Origin of the sequence: Streptomyces sp. NPDC020299, from assembly GCF_044387825.1 — a bacterium.
GTDB lineage: Bacteria > Actinomycetota > Actinomycetes > Streptomycetales > Streptomycetaceae > Streptomyces.
The window spans coordinates 153,019-170,969 of the sequence record NZ_JBIRWL010000020.1 but is presented as its reverse complement, the minus strand read 5'-3'; the positions used below and the strand labels follow the sequence as shown (position 1 = coordinate 170,969).

Below are 17,951 nucleotides of genomic sequence, written 5' to 3'. Positions count from 1 at the left end.
TGCCGCACCGGAGGTGATGACGTGTCAGGAAGCCTTCTGCGACTGGTGTGTACGGCCGCGGTGGCGGCCCAGGCCGTCCTCGCACCCGCACCCGCACCCGCACCCGTGGCGGTGGCGTCCACCGCTCCTCAGCCCCCACGGACCGTGGCCGAGCTGCTCACCGACCTGCAACGGCTGTACCGGCAGGCCGAGCAGGCCACCGAGACCTACGACACCGCCGAGGAGAAGCTGAAGACACAGCGCGCCGAGGTGGACCGGCTGGAGGGCGAACTCGCCCGGGCCCGCCGCTCCCTGCACGACAGCCAAGGCGATGTCGGCCGGCTGGCCCGGCAGCAGTACCAGGGCAGCACCGGCATCTCCCCGTATCTGCGCCTGCTCCTCGCCCGCGATCCGCAGCACGCGCTCGACGAGGGCCATGTCATCGGGCAGCTGGCGCGGGAGAGGGTGCGGACCGTGGGGCGGCTGGCCGGCAGCGAGCAGCGGATCGACCGGCTGGCCCACCAGTCCCGCAAAGCACTCGACGCACAGCTCACCCTCGCCGAGCAGAAGAAGAAGGCCCGCGACGACGTACGCGGCAAGCTCGCCGAGGTCGAGAAGCTGCTCGCCTCCCTCACCGCCCAACAGCTCGCCGCGCTCGCCGAGTTCGAGCAGGACGGGATCGCCGGCGCACAGCACGGATTCGTGGCGTCGGGCGCGCTCGGCGGCGAGCGTGCCCCCTCCCCCGAGGGCGACCGCGCGGTCCGCTACGCCGTGGGACAGCTCGGAAAGCCGTACCAGCCGGGCGCGCGGGGCCCGGCGTCGTACGACAGCCCGGGCCTCACCTCGAGCGCCTGGCAGCAGGCCGGAGCCCCGATCCCCCGCACCACCCGGCAGCAGTGGACCCAGCTCCAGCACATCCCCCTGGGCGAACTCCGCCCCGGAGACCTCGTCGTCTACTTCCCCGAGGCCACCCACGTCGCCCTCTACCTCGGCGACGGAATGGTCGTCCAGGCCCTGAGACCCGGCGACCGGATCATGGTCTCCCCGATCGCGACCTATCCGGTACTGGGCGCGGTACGCCCGGATCCGAAGGGAAGTCCCCTGACCCACTACACCCCGCCCGAGGTGACCTACCCAGGGGCGCGGGGCTGAGACATTGTGCGGCTCCGCCGCGTGGGCGCGACAAGCCACGAACAACCCGCAGCCGCCAGCCGCCCACGCCCCCTACGGCGTCTAGGCCCCGGCAACAGACCCCAGGTACGCCCCCGTCTTCTCCGGCTCATAGAAGAAGTTCTCGAAATCGGCCGGGTCATTGAACCCGTTCGCGAACCGATCAGCCACCGGCTGAAGCTGCCCCGCGGCACCGATCAGGTTGAGGATGTGCTCCGGCGGCGGAGCCAGCATCGCGTTGGTCCACTTGGTCACGTGCCGCGCCGTGTCCCAGTACCGCTCGAAGGTCGCCTGCATCCACTCCTCGTCGAAGGGCTTGTCGCCCTGCTCCAGGATGGAGGCGAGGTACGCGGCGGCGCACTTGGACGCCGAGTTGGAGCCCTGGCCGGTGATCGGGTCGTTGGCGACGACCACGTCGGCCACACCGAGCACCAGGCCGCCGCCGGGGAGGCGGCCGACGGGGTTGCGGACGGTCGGGGCGTAGCGGCCGGCGAGGGTGCCGCCGGCGTCGGTCAGTTCGACCCTGGTGGCCCGCGCGTACTCCCAGGGCGTGAACTTCTCCATGAGTCCCAGGGTCAGGGAGAGGTGTTCCGCCGGGTCCTTGACGCCGTTGAAGACGTCCAGCGGGCCGCCGGGTATGCCCTCCCAGAACAGGATGTCGGCGCGGCCGGAGGTGGTGAGCGTCGGCATGACGAACAGCTCGCCGACTCCGGGGACCAGGTTGCAGCGGACGGCGTCGTACTCCGGGTGCTCCGGGCGCGGGCCGAGTCCGTGCACGTACGCGACCGCCAGCGCGCGCTGCGGCTCGCTGTACGGGGACCGCTCGGGGTCGCGGGCGAACATGGACACCAGCTCGCCCTTGCCCGCCGAGACCAGCACGAGGTCGTACGTACGGGAGAAGTAGTCGAGGTCGGAGACCGCCGCGCCGTGGATGACGAGCTGGCCGCCGCGCTGGGCGAACGTCTCCATCCAGCCGGCCATCTTCACCCGCTGGTCCACCGACTGGGCGTACCCGTCGAGCTTGCCCACCCAGTCGATCGCGCGCTGCGTCGGACCGGGGTCGTGCGAGCCGGGGGCGGCCACCGAGACGCCGAGTCCTTCGATCTTCGGAGCCTGGGACTCCCAGAAGTTCAGCTGGAGGTCGCGCTCGTGCTGGAGTGCCGTGTCGAACATGCACTGGGTGGACATGACCCGGCCGGCGCGGATCTCGTCCGCGGTCCGGTTGGACATCAGGGTGACCTCGTACCCGTGCGACTGGAGGCCGAGGGCGAGCTGGAGGCCGGACTGGCCGGCTCCGACGACGAGTATCTTCCGCATGCGGGGTACTTCTCCTACTCGGGGGTTTCGTCGAGCGCGTGGCCGACGAGGGCCAGGAGGGTCTCGATCACCGAGATCCGGCGCCGCGCATCCATGATCATGACAGGTATGCGCGGGGGGATGGTCAGCGCCTCCCGCACGTCCTCCGGTTCGAACAGCTCACTGCCGTCGAAGTGGTTGACCGCGACGACGTACGGCAGTCCGCAGCTCTCGAAGTAGTCCAGCGCCGGGAAGCTGTCTCTGAGGCGGCGGGTGTCGGCCAGCACGACGGCGCCGATCGCGCCGCGCACCAGGTCGTCCCACATGAACCAGAACCGCTGCTGGCCCGGCGTGCCGAACAGGTAGAGCACCAGGTCGTCGTCGAGCGTGATGCGGCCGAAGTCCATGGCCACGGTGGTGGTCAGCTTGCCCGGCGTGGCGGTGAGGTCGTCGGTCTCCTCGCTCGCCTCGGTCATCAGCGCCTCGGTCTGCAGGGGCGTGATCTCCGAGACGGACGTGACCAGCGTGGTCTTGCCGACGCCGAAGCCGCCCGCCACGACGATCTTCGTCGCGACGGGGGCCCGGGTGCGGTCCGTCTGCCAGGACTTGAGGTCCTCGTCGGGTTCGACGAAGGGGGTCCCCGGGGTCTCCCCGAAGGGGGCGACGGCGTCAGAGACGGCGGAGTCCATTCAGCACCCTTTCCAGCAGTGCGCGGTCCGGCCGGCCGACGCCGTGGTTGGTTCCGGTTCCGTACACACGGATCTTTCCCTGGTCCGCGAGGTCGCTCAGGAGTACGCGGACCACGCCGAGCGGCATCTTCAGCAGCGCGGCGATCTCGGCCACCGTGCGCATACGGCGGCACAGTTCGACGATGGCCCGCATCTCGGGCATGACCGCCGAGAGCGGCGCACTCGTCAGCTCCTTGCGCTGCTCGGGAGCCTCGATCGCAGCCGTGGCCGCCACGAACGTCTCGACGAGCAGGACGTGGCCGAAGCGGGTACGGCCACCGGTGAGCGAGTAGGGGCGGACGCGGGCGGGCCTGCGGTCGCCGCCGCGTACCGGGAGCCTGTTCGGCGTGCCGCTGCTCATCGGACGCTCCCCGTCGGGTCGGACTCCATGGATTTACGGAGCTCGCTGCGCAGTTCGGGCGTCAGGACGTGGCCGGCGCGGCCGACGAAGAGCGCCATGTGGTACGCCACCACGCTCATGTCGCACTCCGCGGAGCCGTGTACGCCGAGCAGCGAGCCGTCGCTGATCGACATGACGAACAGGCTGCCCTCGTCCATCGCGACCATCGTGTGCTTGACGCCGCCGAACTTCATCAGCTTCGCGGCGCCGACGGTGAGGCTGCCGATGCCGGAGACGATGGTGGCGAGGTCGGCGGAGGAGCCACGGGGGCCCCTTCCTGGGCGGGCCTGGTGGGATCCCGCCGCCGCGGTGGGGTCGGAGGACAGGAGGAGCAGGCCGTCTGAGGAGACCACGGCGACGGACTGGATGCCGGGGACTTCCTCGACCAGGTTGGTCAGCAGCCAGTGCAGGTTGCGGGCCTCCCTGCTCAGTCCGAAGGTACTGGGCGCGGTCAACTGCTTGCCTCCTCGACTGTGCCCCCCGTGGCTTGTTCTGTTGTGGAGATGTCCGCCGTCTCCGCTTCCGCTCGGCGATAGCCGGCTTGGGCGCCCTGGCGGAAGCCGCCGAGCCTGCGGCGCAGGGCTTCGGCGTCTACGGAGCCGCTGCGTTGGCGTGGGGCCTGGGTGGGGGCGGTGATCTTGGGGGTGCGCTTGGGCAGGCCCTTGGCGGTCAGTTGCTCTTCGTCGGCTGTGCGGGTGTGTTCTTGGGCGGGGCCCGCCTCGGCTTCGCCTTCGGCGGGTTTGTTCCCACCCGCACCACCCGTGCCGCTTTCGTGGTCGGGTGCGGGTGGCCCCTGTGGGGGCTGCGCGCCGACGGCGGCTGCGGGTTCGTGGGTGGGGGTGCGTGGGCCCTGGAACGGCTTCGCGTCGGCGGCGGGTGCGGGTTCGGGGGACGGTTCGGGGGTGGGGGTCAGGTCTGGGAGTAGGAGTTCCATCGTGGACTCCGCGGGGGTTTCCGGGGGCTGGACCGGCTGGTGGTCCGCGGGGGCGGGTACGGGGGGCTCCGCGGCCGGTGCCTCACGTACCGCGCGCTCCGCCAGGGTGACCAGTGGGTCCCCAGACGTGGAGCGGGTGGGCAGGACGTTGGAGTTGGCCTCGGCGTTCGCGCCCGGGAGGGAGAAGGTGTGGGGGCCGCCCGCCGTGGTGGCGGGGGCGGGTACGGATGCCGTCGGCGGGGCGGTCAGCAGGGGCGCGGGCAGGACCACCACCGCCGCGATGCCGCCCTGCTTCTGTTCGCGGAGCTGGACGCGGGCGCCGTGGCGGTGGGCGAGGCGGGCCACGACGTACAGGCCGAGGCCGAGGCCCTCCTCGCCCTCCTCGTCGTAGGGCGACTCGGCGTCGAAGGCGGCGAGGCGGGAGTTGAGGCGCTCCAGGCGTTCGGTGGCCATGCCGATGCCCTCGTCCTGCACGGAGAGCATGACCTCGCCGCTCTCCAGCAGCCAGCCCGAGACCTCGACGTGCATGTCGGGCGGGGAGAACGAGGTGGCGTTCTCCATCAGTTCGGCGAGGAGGTGGGAGAGGTCGTCCGCGGCGAAGCCCGCGACGTGGGCGTGCGGGGGCAGGGCGGCGATGCGGACGCGTTCGTAGCGTTCGATCTCGCTGACCGCCGCCCGGACGACGTCGACGAGCGGGACCGGGCCCGGGTGCTGCTGAACGTGCTCGGTGCCGGCGAGGACCAGCAGGTTCTCGCTGTGGCGGCGCATGACCGTGGCGAAGTGGTCGAGCTTGAAGAGGGTGGACAGGCGCTCGGGGTCCTGCTCGCGGTCCTCCAGGCCCTCGATGACCGCGAGCTGGCGTTCGACGAGGCCGAGCGTGCGCAGGGCGAGGTTGACGAAGGTGCCGCCGATGCTGGTGCGCAGGCGCTCCAGCTGGGCGGCGGAGTCGGCGAGTTCGGCGCGCAGTTCCTCCCGGGCGTCGGCCATCCGCTGGCGCTGGCCGACCAGGTGTTTGCGGTCGGTCTCCAGGGTGGTGATCCGCTCATGGAGGGCGGCGGCATGCGCGTGCAGGGCGTTGACGGAGCGGACGACCTGGGCGAACTCGTCGTTGCGGCCGGTGAACTTCACCGGCTCCGCGGCGGTGGGGTCCTCGGCCTCGGCCAGGCGGGCCGAGCCCCGGCGCAGGACCGACAGCGGGCGGGTGAGGGTGCGGGCCATGGCGGTGGCGATGCCGACGGCGACCAGCAGCAGGGCGCCGAGGACGGCGATCCGGATCTCCAGCGCGGTGACGTCGTCGTCGCGCAGCTTGGCGAGGTCCTTGGTGCGGTGGTCGTAGAGGGCGGACTCCGCGCCCCCCATCAGGTCGACCCGGGCGGACAGGGCCGCGTCGAGCTTCTTGGCGCTGGTGCCGAGGTCGCCGTCGCTCAGCGTCGGCTGGTCGGTGAGGGAGGCGAGGTACTTCTCGGCGGAGTTGACCTCGGGGCCGGTGACGGTGGAGTCGTACGAGGAGACGGCCGTCTTGGGCGCGGTGTCGTGGAAGTCGGCGAGGGCCGCGTCCGAGCGCAGCCTGGCCTGCTGGGCGGCGGCGGTGAGGGCGTCGCGCTGCTTCTTGTCGGCCGCCGAGGTGGTGGTGGTCGTGGTGGGCAGGCCGGTGGTGGGGCTGATGACCGTCTGCTCGCTGGTCGGCACGTTGAGGGCCGCGAGGAGCAGGCCGCGGGCGGCGGCGGACTGCTGGACGGCGGTGTCCAGTTCGGCGAGCGCGTAGGCGCCGGAACCGGCCCGCGGGGGCATCTGCTCGGCCAGCTGGTCGGCGAGCCCGTGGAGTTCGGTGATGGCGGCGGAGTAGGCCTGGTGCGCTTCGAGGGCGGTGTTCTTGCCGCTGAGCGCGGCCCGGCGTACGGCCGCGATGCCGTCGAGGTCGGTGCGCAGGGAGCCGGGTGTGTCGCTCTCGGAGCGCAGGTCCTCGACCTGCCGGTCGACGCGGGCGCTGCGCTGCTCCGAAGGGGCCTTGGACTTGGGGCGGCCGGCCGCGATGTAGGAGGTGACCTCGTCGCGTTCGTCGGCGAGCGAGTGGGCGAGGGAAAGCGCGTCCTGGGTGCGCTGGGCGAGGGTCACCAGCTCCTGGGAGTCGCTCAGCTGCCCGGAGGCGGTGAGCAGGGAGGGCGCTCCCGCCCCGGCTATCGCGGCGGCCACCACGGTGACGGCGACTATCAGCCGGTTGCGTACGTGGGTGGGGCGGCCGGTGCCGACGGGGGTGCGCTCGGCGCCCTCTTCGGAGGCCGTCTGCTTGCCTGTGCGCCGAGGCCGCTTTTTCTGCACCGGTGCTCGCATTCCTGAACTCGTCTACCCATGGGCCCGGGTGGCGCCCCGTCACATCGGTGCCAAGTGGTACTCACACCCGGTACGGTCCGTCCCCCGACCCTCCCAGCGCCGGTGGTCAGTGGTCGGGCATCACCTGGCTCGCCACCCAAAGGAGTGAACATCGGCCGGGAGTTGGCGGGCAAGTTCCGCAGGCGCGTACAGGTACCTTGCGCGGTGGGCCGGTTGGACGCGGGCGGCAGGCTTTGGCAGGATTCGCCACCACGTCTTCCCGGAGGGTGTCATTCCGTCCCAAAACAGGCGCCTGACCTGCGGGGCGGCGGGAATTCCGTGACCGTTGCCAGCCTTTGGCGGACCTTGTGAAGGGGTCGTGCAGACTGGCCGAATGCGTACTGAACTCGTTTCGGAACCCGGTGACGCCACCCGACCCAACGAGGACTTCGCGGCGGTCGGGCTACCGGCCTCCGGGCAGGGTGGCTGCGTCGTCGTCCTGGACGGCGTCACCCCGCCGAAGGGCGGGACGGGGTGTCTGCATTCCGTCGCTTGGTTCACCGCCCGGCTGGGCGGCGCGCTGACCGAACTGACCGTTTCGCTGCCGGATGCGACGCTTACGGAAATACTCGCCCGGGCGATCCGCCGGACGGCCGAGGCACACGCGGCCACCTGTGACCTTTCTCACCCGCGTACCCCGCAGGCGACGGTGGTCCTGGTCCGCTGGACCCCGGACGCCGTCGACCACCTGGTCCTCTCCGACTCCGCCCTCCTCCTGCGGTCCCCGGACGGCACCGTCACCCCCGTCCTGGACGACCGCCTCGACCGCCTCCCCCGCGCCTGGCTGGTCAGCGACGCCGTCTGCGATGCCCGCGCCCGCAACAAGGAGGGCGGCTTCTTCACGGCGGCCGCGGACCCGGACGTCGCCGTCCGCGCGGTCACCGGCAGCCTCCCCCGCCACGAGGTCCGCGCCCTGGCGGCGCTGACGGACGGCGCGACCCGCTGGGTGGAGAAGTTCGGCGAGGGCGACTGGGCGGCCCTGTTCGACGTCGTCCGCAAGGAGGGCGCCCGGTCCCTGATCGACCGGGTACGCGGGCTGGAGGCGGCGGACCGGGACGAGCGGGCGTTCCTCGGGCGCAGCAAGACGCACGACGACGCGACGGTGGCGTACGTGGAGCTCTAGAGGGCCAGGAGTGGTCCCGGCCGCTCGGCCGCTTCTCGCGGCTTGTCTCGCTCGCGGCTACTTCTCCATGACCCCGTTCAGCTCGCGCAGCAGTCGCGCCAGTTCCGCCACCTCTCGCCGGTCCCAGTGGGCGAGCTGGCTGACGTAGCGCGCGCGGCGGGCCTCCCGGACCTTGCCGACCCGGCCGCGCCCCTCGTCGGTGAGGGCCACCAGCCAGGCCCGCCCGTCCGCCGGATCCGGCTCGCGGGCGACGAGGCCGAGCTCCTCCAGGGCGCGCAGCTGGCGGGACATGGTGGCCTTGCCGACGCCGATGTAGGCGGCGAGCGCCGTGGCGCGCTGGCGGCCGTGCTCGTCGAGGCGGACGAGCAGGCCGTACGCGGCCGACTCCAGGTCAGGGTGGACCTCCCGGGCCATCTCGCCCTGGTTGGCGCGGGCGCGCCGCAGGAGCACCGTCAACTCGCGTTCCAGGGCCAGGAACTCCTGGTCCGCACCGCTCGGCGTCACCTCGGCGGCCACGGGTTGCCCGCCGCCGTTCGCGTCCTCGTGCACGTCAGCACTCCTGCTCGGTTTCCCGGTCCTGAAAGTTTCTGCCAGATCTCGTCATCGCCGCAGCTACGTAAGTATTTCGCAGGCGTAGACCAACGGCGGCATCCGGACCCCCTTCCACGCCGTCTTCTACGTGCGTAGCTTCAATGGCAGGCATTCAATGGCATGCCCACGCCAGCGCTGCAGGCGTGGGTCACCGTGGGCCCCCCACTCCCCCACCTCCCCACATCTCCCCCCTCCTCGTCTCGGAGGCGCGTCATGCCCGTGCTCAGATCCGGTTCGGTCGCCGCCGCCCTGCTCGCGGCCCTCTCCCTCACCCTGCCCCTGTCGCCCGCGCACGCCGCGAGCTTCCCCGCCCGCGGCTCCGCCCGCATGGGCATGGGCGTCCTTGCCCACGACGGCCAGGACGGCAGCCCCGCCCCCACCGCCGCCGCCCAGACCGAGGGCGTCGACGTCTCCGCCTACCAGGGCAACGTCGCCTGGTCGACCCTGTGGAGCAGCGGGGTCAAGTGGGCGTACACGAAGGCGTCGGAAGGCACGTACTACACGAACCCGTACTTCGCCCAGCAGTACAACGGCTCCTACAACGTCGGCATGATCCGCGCGGCCTACCACTTCGCCACTCCGGACACCACGAGCGGGGCGGCCCAGGCCGACTACTTCGTCGCTCACGGCGGCGGCTGGTCCAAGGACGGCAGGACCCTGCCCGGCACCCTCGACATCGAGTGGAACCCGTACGGCGCCGCCTGCTACGGCAAGTCCACCAGCGCGATGGTCAGCTGGATCGCCGCCTTCCTGGACAGGTACAAGGCGCGTACGGGACGGGACGCGGTCATCTACACGGCCACCAGCTGGTGGTCCCAGTGCACGGGCGACTACGGCGGCTTCGCGTCGGACAACCCGCTGTGGATCGCGCGGTACGCGTCGGACGCGGGCACGCTGCCGTCGGGGTGGTCCTTCTACACGATGTGGCAGTACACGTCGTCCGGGCCGACGGTCGGGGACCACGACAAGTTCAACGGGGCGCTGGACCGCGTGGTCGCCCTCGCGAACGGCTGACCGGCCGGCTGGCTGACCGGCTGACGTACGGCGAGGGCCCGGGCCTCCCTCACGGGACCCGGGCCCTGCCTTTCCGGACGCGTCCGTCACGCCGCGACCGGAACCTCCGGCGTCGCCTCGCTCGTGGCGGGCGCGAGCGCCAGCTCCAGGACCTGGCGGACGTCGGTCACGGCGTGGACGGCGAGCTTGTCCAGCACCTCGGCCGGGACGTCGTCCAGGTCGGGTTCGTTGCGCTTGGGGATGATCACGGTGGTCACCCCGGCGCGGTGGGCGGCGAGCAGCTTCTGCTTCACGCCGCCGATGGGCAGGACCCGGCCGGTCAGGGAGACCTCGCCGGTCATCGCCACGTCCGTGCGGACCAGCCGGCCGGACAGGAGCGAGGCGAGTGCCGTGGTCATCGTGATGCCGGCGCTCGGGCCGTCCTTCGGGACCGCGCCCGCCGGGAAGTGGATGTGCACGCCCCGGTCCTTGAGGTCGGCGACGGGCAGTTCCAGCTCGGCGCCGTGAGAGCGCAGGAAGCTCAGCGCGATCTGCGCCGACTCCTTCATCACGTCGCCCAGCTGACCGGTGAGGGTCAGGCCCGCCGCGCCCGTCTCGGGGTCGGCGAGGGACGCCTCGACGTACAGGACGTCACCGCCCGCGCCGGTCACCGCCAGGCCGGTCGCCACGCCCGGGACCGCCGTACGGCGCTCGGCCGGGTCCTGGGCGGACTCGGGCACGTGGTGCGGCCGGCCGATCAGAGAGCGCAGGTCGCCGTCGGTGACGGTGAACGGCAGCTCCCGCTCGCCCAGTTCGTGCTGGGCCGCGACCTTGCGCAGCAGCCGGGCGATCGACCGCTCCAGGTTGCGCACGCCCGCCTCGCGCGTGTACTCGCCGGCGAGCCCCCGCAGCGCGCTCTCGTCGAGGGTGACCTCGTCCTTGTGCAGGCCCGCCCGGTCCAGCTGGCGCGGGAGCAGGTGGTCGCGGGCGATGACGACCTTCTCGTCCTCGGTGTAGCCGTCCAGCCGGACCAGCTCCATGCGGTCGAGCAGGGCCTCGGGGATGGCCTCCAGGACGTTGGCGGTGGCGAGGAAGACCACGTCCGACAGGTCCAGCTCGACCTCCAGGTAGTGGTCCCGGAAGGTGTGGTTCTGAGCCGGGTCGAGGACTTCGAGGAGGGCGGCCGCGGGGTCGCCGCGGAAGTCCGAGCCCACCTTGTCGATCTCGTCGAGCAGGACGACCGGGTTCATCGAACCGGCCTCCTTGATCGCGCGGACGATCCGGCCGGGCAGCGCGCCGACGTACGTACGCCGGTGGCCGCGGATCTCGGCCTCGTCCCGGACACCGCCGAGGGCGACGCGGACGAACTTGCGGCCCATCGCGTGGGCCACGGATTCACCGAGCGACGTCTTGCCGACGCCGGGCGGACCGACGAGGGCCAGTACGGCACCACCGCGCCGGCCGCCGATCACGCCCAGGCCCCGGTCGGTACGGCGCTTGCGCACCGCCAGGTACTCGGTGATCCGCTCCTTGACGTCCTCCAGTCCCGCGTGCTCGGCGTCCAGGACGGTCTTGGCGCCCTGGATGTCGTAGGCGTCCTCGGTCCGCTCGTTCCACGGCAGTTCGAGGATCGTGTCGAGCCAGGTGCGGATCCAGCTGCCCTCGGGCGACTGGTCACTGGCCCGCTCCAGCTTGTCGACCTCCTTCAGGGCCGCCTCGCGGACCTTCTCGGGCAGGTCGGCGGCCTCGACGCGGGCACGGTAGTCGTCGGACTCCTCGGCCGAGTCCTTGGAGTCGCCGTTCAGCTCGCGCAGTTCCTTGCGGACGGCTTCCAGCTGGCGGCGCAGCAGGAACTCGCGCTGCTGCTTGTCGACGCCCTCCTGGACGTCCTTGGCGATGGTCTCGGCCACGTCCTGCTCGGCGAGGTGGTCGCGCAGTTGCTGGGTGGCGAGCTTGAGGCGGGCGACCGGGTCGGCGGTCTCCAGCAGCTCGACCTTCTGGTCGGTGGTCAGGAACGGCGAGTAGCCGGAGTTGTCGGCGAGCGCGGAGACGTCGTCGATGGCCTGGACGCGGTCCACGACCTGCCAGGCGCCGCGCTTCTTCAGCCAGCTGCTGGCGAGGGCCTTGTACTCCTTGACGAGTTCGGCGGCCTGACCCGGCAGCGGGTCCGGCACGCTCTCGTCGATCCTCGTGCCCTCGACCCACAGGGCCGCACCCGGCCCGGTGGTCCCGGCGCCGATCCTCACCCGGCCGCGGCCGCGGATCAGGGCGCCCGGGTCGCCGTCGGCGAGCCGGCCGACCTGCTCGACCGTGCCCAGCACACCGGTCTTGGCGTACGTCCCCTCGATGCGTGGCACCAGCAGCACCTTGGGCTTCCCCGGCGCCGACCGGGCGGCGGCCTGTGCGGCCTCCACCGCGGCGCGCACCTCGGAGTCGCTCAGGTCCAGCGGGACCACCATCCCGGGCAGCACGACCTCGTCGTCGAGCGGCAGAACGGGCAGGGTGAGTGGTGTGGACGCCGTGGACTCAGCAGTCATGATCTCCCCTTGGGCAGTCAAATTGAGCTATGCCGACTCAATGCTTGTGAGCCCTTGATTGTTCCCCAAGGGGTGTTCGCTGTGAGCGATCACTTCGTCGGCCGCGACTTCGACCCCTCTTAAAAGCAGTTGCCGCCCGCCCCGGCATTCCCCGTACCGTGCCCCCGATGACGACCGACACCGCGGCGCTGCTCGCCGCCTACGACGCCCAGATACGCGCCGTTCCGCCCGCTCCGCCGCCCGGGATCACGCACGAGTACGACGGCGAACTGCTGCGGGTCGTCGGGGATTTCCGCGGCTTCCTCAGCGCGCCGCGCGATCTGGGCCTGCGCGGGCGGGAGCTGGACGAGCTGATCGCGCGGCAGCGGGACTTCTTCGCGGCGCGCGGCGAGGCGGTGGAGTGGAAGATCCGCGGCCACGACGCCCCGGCCGACCTGACCGACCGGCTGCGCGCGGCGGGGTTCGTGCCCGAGGAGCAGGAGACGGTGCTGGTGGCGCCCGTGGCGGAGCTGGCCGTGCGGCAGCCCGTACTGCCCGACGGCGTCACACTGCGCCGGGTCACCGCCGAGGCGGACATGCACCGGATCGCCGCCCTGCAGACGGCCGTATGGGACCAGGACATGAGCTGGCTCGCCGAGCATCTGATCGGGCGGCTCACGGTCGGCCCGGACGACATCTCCGTGCACGTCGCCGAGGCCGACGGTGAGATCGTCTGCGCGGCCTGGCTGCTCTTCCGCCCCGGTACGGAGTTCGCCGGCCTGCTGGGCGGCTCCACGCTCGCCGAGTGGCGCGGCAAGGGCATCTACCGCGCCATGGTCGCCACCCGCGCCGGCCTCGCCGCCGCCCGCGGCATCAGATACCTCAACGTCGACGCCTCCGCCGACAGCGCCCCGATCCTGCGCCGCCTGGGCTTCTACGCGGTGACGACGACCACGCCGTACGTGTGGTCGCCGGAGGGGCGGGCCTAGGGCCCTAGGGGGTACCTGGCGACCTGGGCCGAGAGGTCAGGAGACCGTGCGGCCCAGGAAGGCCAGCAGGCGGGTGTGTGCGGGGGCGCCGGGGGGTGCCGGGGTCTCCTCGGCGAAGATTCCGGGGACCCGGAAGGCGTCGAAGCCGTCCATCTGCCGCACCGTGCGGAGCAGTCCCTCGCACAGTTCCTCGTCGAGCAGCGCCCGCCGGTCCGTCGCGATGGCCAGGTCGACGCCGTGCACGCAGACCTCGGTGAGGTGGATCTGCGCCGCGAGCGGCCCGGGCACGGCTCCGAACGAGAGCCGGAGGGTGGTGTCGAGGGCGCCGGGCCGGTTCCAGGTCGCGCGGTCCAGCTCGGCCGCCGAGGCGTACGCGGCCTTCGGGTCGTCCGCAAGCCAGTCGGACTCGTGGTCGGCCTCGGGTTCCCTGCCGTCCAACTGGGCGGCGAAGATGCGCATGCCGCCCACGGTGTGGTTGAGCAGGGCGCGCGCGTCCCATTCCGCACACGGCGTCGGCAGCGTCCACTGCTCGTCCGAGACCCCGTTCACCACCCGCCCGGTCATCGTGATCGCCCGCTCCATACGCCGTACCGCCTCGGTCATCCGGGCCTCCCCCGTGCGCTTCCGTCATGCCTTCGCGAGGTCATCGCTACACCATCGGGACGGAGTTCATAGGCAATCCGCTGAGACTGCCGGGGGAGTGACAGCGACTCCAGGGGTCGGTACGCGGGCGGGGCCCGGGCGTCGAGCGGTGATCGCGGGCCGCCGTGGTGGCGGCCGAGGCAGCGTTCCCGGCGGCTGGGAAGACGGGGTGGCGATGGAGCCCCGTCTCGGCGGTCCGGGCGCCGGCCAGGCTACGGCTGGGCGTCGCGGCCCAGCACCTTGGCTTCGTCGACGCCTCCCGTACCGACACCCCGCCCGGTTCGCATACGTCGCCACGTGCAGCGTGCAGTGTGCAGTGCACACGAGGCCACCATCCCGGAGCGGAAGTACGCCCACGCGCGCGTGCCCGAGCGGCCGGGGCCGCCCGTCCCCTTCGAGGACGGCGTCAGGCTGGAGGGAACACCGGCCCCCGGCTGGCCAATCGCCGGCATGGCGCGAGCCCCGCGCAGCGGGAGGCGGCGGCCGGAGTCAGGTGGTGCGGGTCCGCTGCCAGTGTCTGACCAGGGGCCAGGTGGTGACGCCTATGGCCAGGGAGATCAGGTGGCCCCAGTTGGTCATCGGGTCGGTGAAGGCGATCAGGTCCTGGATGATGATGCCGCCGGCCAGGGCGAGCAGGGGCCAGCGCAGCCAGGGGGTGAGGAGGCCGGCCAGGGAGCCGACGCCGGCTGCCACGCCGAAGCTGATGCCGTAGTCCAGGCGGTGCAGGGAGCTGTGCGGCAGGTGCCCGGCGAGGACCGCGAGGCCGACGGGCACCTCGGTGGCGAGGGTGGCCAGTACGTGCCCGAGCAGGAAGATCCCGGCCGCGCGCAGTCCGCCTGTCCGCCGTTCCAGCGCGGTCAGCACGAGCACGAAGGCGAGCGCGTACGGCGAAAGGAGCCCGCCGGCGATCCACAGCGCGCTCGCCAGCAGCACCAGCACGGGCGAGCGCAGCAGATGTGCAACGTCCGTGCTGGAGGCCTGGTGGAGGGCGTGCACGAGGGACGGGTCGGCGTACTCGGTGAACAGCGAGGTCAGGGCGAGCACGGCCGCGTAGCCGACGGTGAACGGCGTTCCGGTGGGGGTGGGCAGCAGCCGCCAGGGGCGGAAGGCGGGGGCCGGGGCTGGGAGCGGGCGCGCGACCGCTGCCGCCGCGGGGCCGCTCGCCGTCGCCGGGACGCGCTGGCGCGGCACGCCGTCCAGCAGTTCGGCCAGTTCGGCGGACGGGCGGCCGTCTTCGGAGAGGGGCGGAAACGGGGCCGTCGTGGCGGCCCTCGCGGTCGGTTCCAAGGTGAGGCGCTCCCTTCCGTTCCGCCCCACCCTTCGCGCCCCACCCGTCGCTGTCTATGACCGACACCACGCGAGGCCGGATTCACAGGAACCTCTCATCCTCGTCCTGCGTCCGCGCGGGCGGCCCGCCTCCCTCTGCCGCGGCTCTCGGCCGGCACCCCGCGGGCCACCCGTAATTCGCCTGCCCGCCAAGCCCCGTTGGGGCAGGATGGCGCCATGGTAGCCACCTACGACATTCCCGTGGTCCTGGACCGTCGCGAGGGCCCGTACGGGGAGGTGGTGCTGCGCCGCCACGGCGAGTTGCTCCAGATCATCGCCAACGGCTGCTTCCTGATGGACACCTCCGACGGCCGCTCGGAGCGGCTGCTCGTGGACGCCGCGTACCGCGCGCTGGACGGCCGGCCGGAGCCGGAAGTACTGATCGGCGGGCTGGGCGTCGGTTTCTCGCTCGCGCACGCGGCGGCCGATCCGCGCTGGGGCCGGATCACGGTGGTGGAACGCGAGCGGGCCGTCATCGACTGGCACCTCGGCGGCCCCCTGTCCGCGCTCTCCGCCGCCGCGCTCGCCGACCCGCGCGCCCGGATCGTGGAAGGCGATCTCCTGGCGCACCTCGGTGAGACATGCGCCACGTACGACGCCCTGTGCCTGGACATCGACAACGGCCCCGGCTGGACTGTCACGGAGGGCAACGAGGGGCTCTACTCGTCAGTCGGACTGGCAGGCTGTGCAAGGGCTTTGAGACCCGGCGGAGTGCTCGCGGTGTGGTCGGCGCGGCCCTCCCCGGAATTTGAAGGTACCTTGCGGAATGCCGGGTTCCGGCAGGTGCGTACCGAAGAGATCCCCGTTGCCCGGGGCGTTCCGGACGCCGTGCACCTCGCCGTACGCCCTGGATAGCAAATGCGACGCCACTCCCCGTAATGTGCTTCCCTGACGCGGATCATTCAAGCGTCAATCGCAACCATGCGCAGACCGAGGAACCACCCCACTGGTTCCGGAAAGCACCTCAGGGGCGGGCGATGGAGCAGACACACACCTCCCACAACGGCGCGGCGGCGGCCACCCAGGGCGCGCAGCGCCGGGTCCTGGTCGTCGAGGACGATCCGACGATCGTCGACGCCATCGCGGCCCGGCTGCGCGCCGAGGGATTCCTGGTGCAAACCGCCGGAGACGGCCCGGCCGCCGTCGACACCGCCGAGGCCTGGCAGCCCGATCTGCTGATCCTCGACATCATGCTGCCCGGCTTCGACGGTCTGGAGGTCTGCCGTCGTGTGCAGGCCGCCCGTCCGGTGCCGGTGATGATGCTGACCGCGCGCGACGACGAGACCGACATGCTGGTCGGGCTGGGCGTCGGCGCCGACGACTACATGACCAAGCCGTTCTCGATGCGGGAGCTGGCCGCACGGGTGCATGTGCTGCTGCGCCGGGTGGAGCGGGCGGCGATCGCCGCGTCCACCCCGCGCTCGGGCATCCTGCGCCTGGGCGAGCTGGAGATCGACCACGCGCAGCGGCGCGTGCGGGTGCGTTCCGAGGACGTCCATCTGACGCCGACCGAGTTCGACCTGCTGGTCTGCCTGGCGAACACTCCGCGCGCGGTGCTCTCCCGGGAGCAGTTGCTGGCCGAGGTCTGGGACTGGGCGGACGCCTCCGGCACCCGGACCGTCGACAGCCACATCAAGGCGCTGCGCCGGAAGATCGGGGCCGAGCGGATCCGTACCGTGCACGGCGTGGGCTACGCCTTGGAGACCCCGACGCCATGAGCGACGGGCCGGCCACGCGGGGAGGTCCCGGGGATCCCTGGGGCGGCGTACGTCCGTTCTCGATCAAGACCAAGCTGGGCGCGCTCGTCGTCACGTCGGTGCTGATCACCACGGGGCTGTCGGTGATCGCGGTGCACACCAAGACGGAGCTGCGCTTCATCACGGTCTTCTCGATGATCGCCACATTGTTGATAACGCAGTTCGTGGCGCATTCGCTCACCGCGCCGCTGGACGAGATGAACACCGTGGCCCGGTCCATCGCGCACGGCGACTACACGCGCCGGGTGAGCGAGAGCCGCCGGGACGAGCTGGGCGATCTGGCCGAGACGATCAATGTCATGGCCGATGAGCTGGAGGCGCAGGATCTCCAGCGCAAGGAGCTGGTGGCGAACGTCTCGCACGAGTTGCGTACGCCCATCGCGGGGCTGCGGGCGGTGCTGGAGAACGTCGTCGACGGCATCGCGGAGGCCGACCCGGAGACCATGCGGACGGCCCTGAAGCAGACCGAGCGGCTCGGGCGGCTGGTGGAGACCCTGCTGGACCTGTCCCGGCTGGACAACGGCGTCGTACCGCTGCGCATGCGGCGCTTCGAGGTGTGGCCGTACCTCTCGGGCGTGCTGAAGGAGGCCAACATGGTCGCCTCCGCGCGCGCGGGCATGGCCTCCGGCTCCGGCAGCCACACCCGTACGGACGTCCATCTGCACCTCGACGTCTCCCCGCCGGAGCTGACCGCGCACGCGGATCCGGAGCGGATCCACCAGGTCGTGGCGAATCTCATCGACAACGCGGTCAAGCACAGCCCGCCGCACGGCCGCGTGACGGTGAAGGCGCGGCGCGGGCCGCAGCCGGAGTCGCTGGAGCTGGAGGTCCTGGACGAGGGGCCTGGGATCCCCAGGTCGGAGTGGCGCCGGGTGTTCGAGCGCTTCAACCGGGGCGCGGTACGCCGCCCGCACGGCCCGGGCAGCGACGGTGGCACCGGCCTCGGCCTCGCCATCGCCCGCTGGGCCGTCGACCTCCACGGCGGCCGGATCGGCGTAGCCGAATCCGAACGCGGCTGCCGAATCCTGGTCACCCTCCCGGGAGAACGCTCCGCCCTGAGCGGCTGATCGCACGGCGGCCGGGTCAGGGGGCCAGGTCCGGGCGGGACCGCCGAACCCCGGGCACCCTCCCCGGAGA

At 72.0% G+C, this 17,951-nt stretch carries 16 protein-coding genes; 7 read left to right on the top strand and 9 right to left on the bottom strand.

Annotated elements, in window-relative coordinates; translation table 11 throughout:
- Positions 1 to 21: 21 nt before the first annotated feature.
- Positions 22 to 1,131 (top strand): NlpC/P60 family protein, encoded by a 1,110-nt coding sequence (locus ACH45E_RS37920; protein WP_361450172.1) that lies wholly within the window; start codon positions 22 to 24, stop codon positions 1,129 to 1,131.
- 81 nt (positions 1,132 to 1,212) lie between these two features.
- Here the strand turns inward: ACH45E_RS37920 and ACH45E_RS37915 are convergent, their stop codons facing one another.
- Genes ACH45E_RS37915 through ACH45E_RS37895 form a run of 5 tightly spaced genes read right to left on the bottom strand, consistent with a single transcriptional unit; the run spans position 1,213 to position 6,838 of the window.
- Positions 1,213 to 2,466 carry a styrene monooxygenase/indole monooxygenase family protein gene (locus ACH45E_RS37915; protein ID WP_361450169.1) on the bottom strand — a complete coding sequence of 418 codons (1,254 nt, stop codon included), beginning with the start codon at positions 2,464 to 2,466 and terminating at the stop codon, positions 1,213 to 1,215.
- A 14-nt stretch (positions 2,467 to 2,480) separates the two neighbouring features.
- The gene (locus ACH45E_RS37910) at positions 2,481 to 3,134 is read right to left on the bottom strand and encodes an ATP/GTP-binding protein (RefSeq protein ID WP_361450166.1); all 654 of its coding nucleotides are present in this window, start codon (positions 3,132 to 3,134) and stop codon (positions 2,481 to 2,483) included.
- Complete coding sequence (locus ACH45E_RS37905) at positions 3,115 to 3,534, bottom strand: DUF742 domain-containing protein (RefSeq protein WP_361450163.1); 420 nt, start codon at positions 3,532 to 3,534, stop codon at positions 3,115 to 3,117. The genes ACH45E_RS37910 and ACH45E_RS37905 overlap by 20 nt, the downstream gene beginning before the upstream one ends.
- Positions 3,531 to 4,028 (bottom strand): roadblock/LC7 domain-containing protein, encoded by a 498-nt coding sequence (locus ACH45E_RS37900; protein WP_361450160.1) that lies wholly within the window; start codon positions 4,026 to 4,028, stop codon positions 3,531 to 3,533. The genes ACH45E_RS37905 and ACH45E_RS37900 overlap by 4 nt, the downstream gene beginning before the upstream one ends.
- Positions 4,025 to 6,838, bottom strand: a complete 2,814-nt coding sequence (locus ACH45E_RS37895) for a nitrate- and nitrite sensing domain-containing protein (protein ID WP_361450157.1) — start codon at positions 6,836 to 6,838, stop codon at positions 4,025 to 4,027. The genes ACH45E_RS37900 and ACH45E_RS37895 overlap by 4 nt, the downstream gene beginning before the upstream one ends.
- Positions 6,839 to 7,211: 373 nt before the next feature.
- On the opposite strand from ACH45E_RS37895, the gene ACH45E_RS37890 reads away from it, so the two are divergent.
- The gene (locus ACH45E_RS37890) at positions 7,212 to 8,000 is read left to right on the top strand and encodes a protein phosphatase 2C domain-containing protein (protein WP_361450154.1); all 789 of its coding nucleotides are present in this window, start codon (positions 7,212 to 7,214) and stop codon (positions 7,998 to 8,000) included.
- Positions 8,001 to 8,057: 57 nt separating this feature from the next.
- Here ACH45E_RS37890 and ACH45E_RS37885 read toward each other — a convergent pair whose 3' ends face one another.
- Entirely contained in the window at positions 8,058 to 8,549 is a 492-nt protein-coding gene (locus ACH45E_RS37885; protein ID WP_361450151.1) for a MarR family transcriptional regulator, read from the bottom strand.
- 255 nt (positions 8,550 to 8,804) lie between these two features.
- Here ACH45E_RS37885 and ACH45E_RS37880 point away from each other — a divergent pair, with 255 nt between their 5' ends.
- Entirely contained in the window at positions 8,805 to 9,605 is an 801-nt protein-coding gene (locus ACH45E_RS37880; RefSeq protein ID WP_361450148.1) for a lysozyme, read from the top strand.
- A gap of 86 nt (positions 9,606 to 9,691) precedes the next feature.
- On the opposite strand, the gene lon is transcribed toward ACH45E_RS37880, so the two are convergent.
- Positions 9,692 to 12,121, bottom strand: a complete 2,430-nt coding sequence (gene lon / locus ACH45E_RS37875) for an endopeptidase La (RefSeq protein WP_361450145.1) — start codon at positions 12,119 to 12,121, stop codon at positions 9,692 to 9,694.
- Positions 12,122 to 12,288: 167 nt separating this feature from the next.
- On the opposite strand from lon, the gene ACH45E_RS37870 reads away from it, so the two are divergent.
- On the top strand, positions 12,289 to 13,089 hold the full coding sequence (locus ACH45E_RS37870) for a GNAT family N-acetyltransferase (RefSeq protein ID WP_361450142.1): 801 nt from the start codon (positions 12,289 to 12,291) through the stop codon (positions 13,087 to 13,089).
- A gap of 36 nt (positions 13,090 to 13,125) precedes the next feature.
- Here the strand turns inward: ACH45E_RS37870 and ACH45E_RS37865 are convergent, their stop codons facing one another.
- Together ACH45E_RS37865 and ACH45E_RS37860 are read right to left on the bottom strand one after the other, a co-directional pair.
- Positions 13,126 to 13,692, bottom strand: a complete 567-nt coding sequence (locus ACH45E_RS37865; protein ID WP_361450139.1) for a TIGR03086 family metal-binding protein — start codon at positions 13,690 to 13,692, stop codon at positions 13,126 to 13,128.
- A gap of 528 nt (positions 13,693 to 14,220) precedes the next feature.
- Positions 14,221 to 15,018, bottom strand: coding sequence for a rhomboid-like protein (locus tag ACH45E_RS37860; protein WP_361450136.1), 798 nt, complete (start codon positions 15,016 to 15,018; stop codon positions 14,221 to 14,223).
- 216 nt (positions 15,019 to 15,234) lie between these two features.
- Here ACH45E_RS37860 and ACH45E_RS37855 point away from each other — a divergent pair, with 216 nt between their 5' ends.
- The 3 genes from ACH45E_RS37855 (at position 15,235) to ACH45E_RS37845 (ending at position 17,881) form a co-directional block, all read left to right on the top strand.
- Positions 15,235 to 15,912 (top strand): spermidine synthase, encoded by a 678-nt coding sequence (locus tag ACH45E_RS37855; protein ID WP_361450133.1) that lies wholly within the window; start codon positions 15,235 to 15,237, stop codon positions 15,910 to 15,912.
- A gap of 122 nt (positions 15,913 to 16,034) precedes the next feature.
- Positions 16,035 to 16,775: a response regulator transcription factor gene (locus ACH45E_RS37850; protein WP_361450130.1), complete on the top strand. Its 741-nt coding sequence runs from the start codon at positions 16,035 to 16,037 to the stop codon at positions 16,773 to 16,775.
- Positions 16,772 to 17,881, top strand: a complete 1,110-nt coding sequence (locus tag ACH45E_RS37845) for an ATP-binding protein (RefSeq protein ID WP_399042384.1) — start codon at positions 16,772 to 16,774, stop codon at positions 17,879 to 17,881. Before ACH45E_RS37850 ends, ACH45E_RS37845 begins: the two co-directional genes overlap by 4 nt.
- The last annotated feature ends 70 nt before the right edge of the window (positions 17,882 to 17,951 follow it).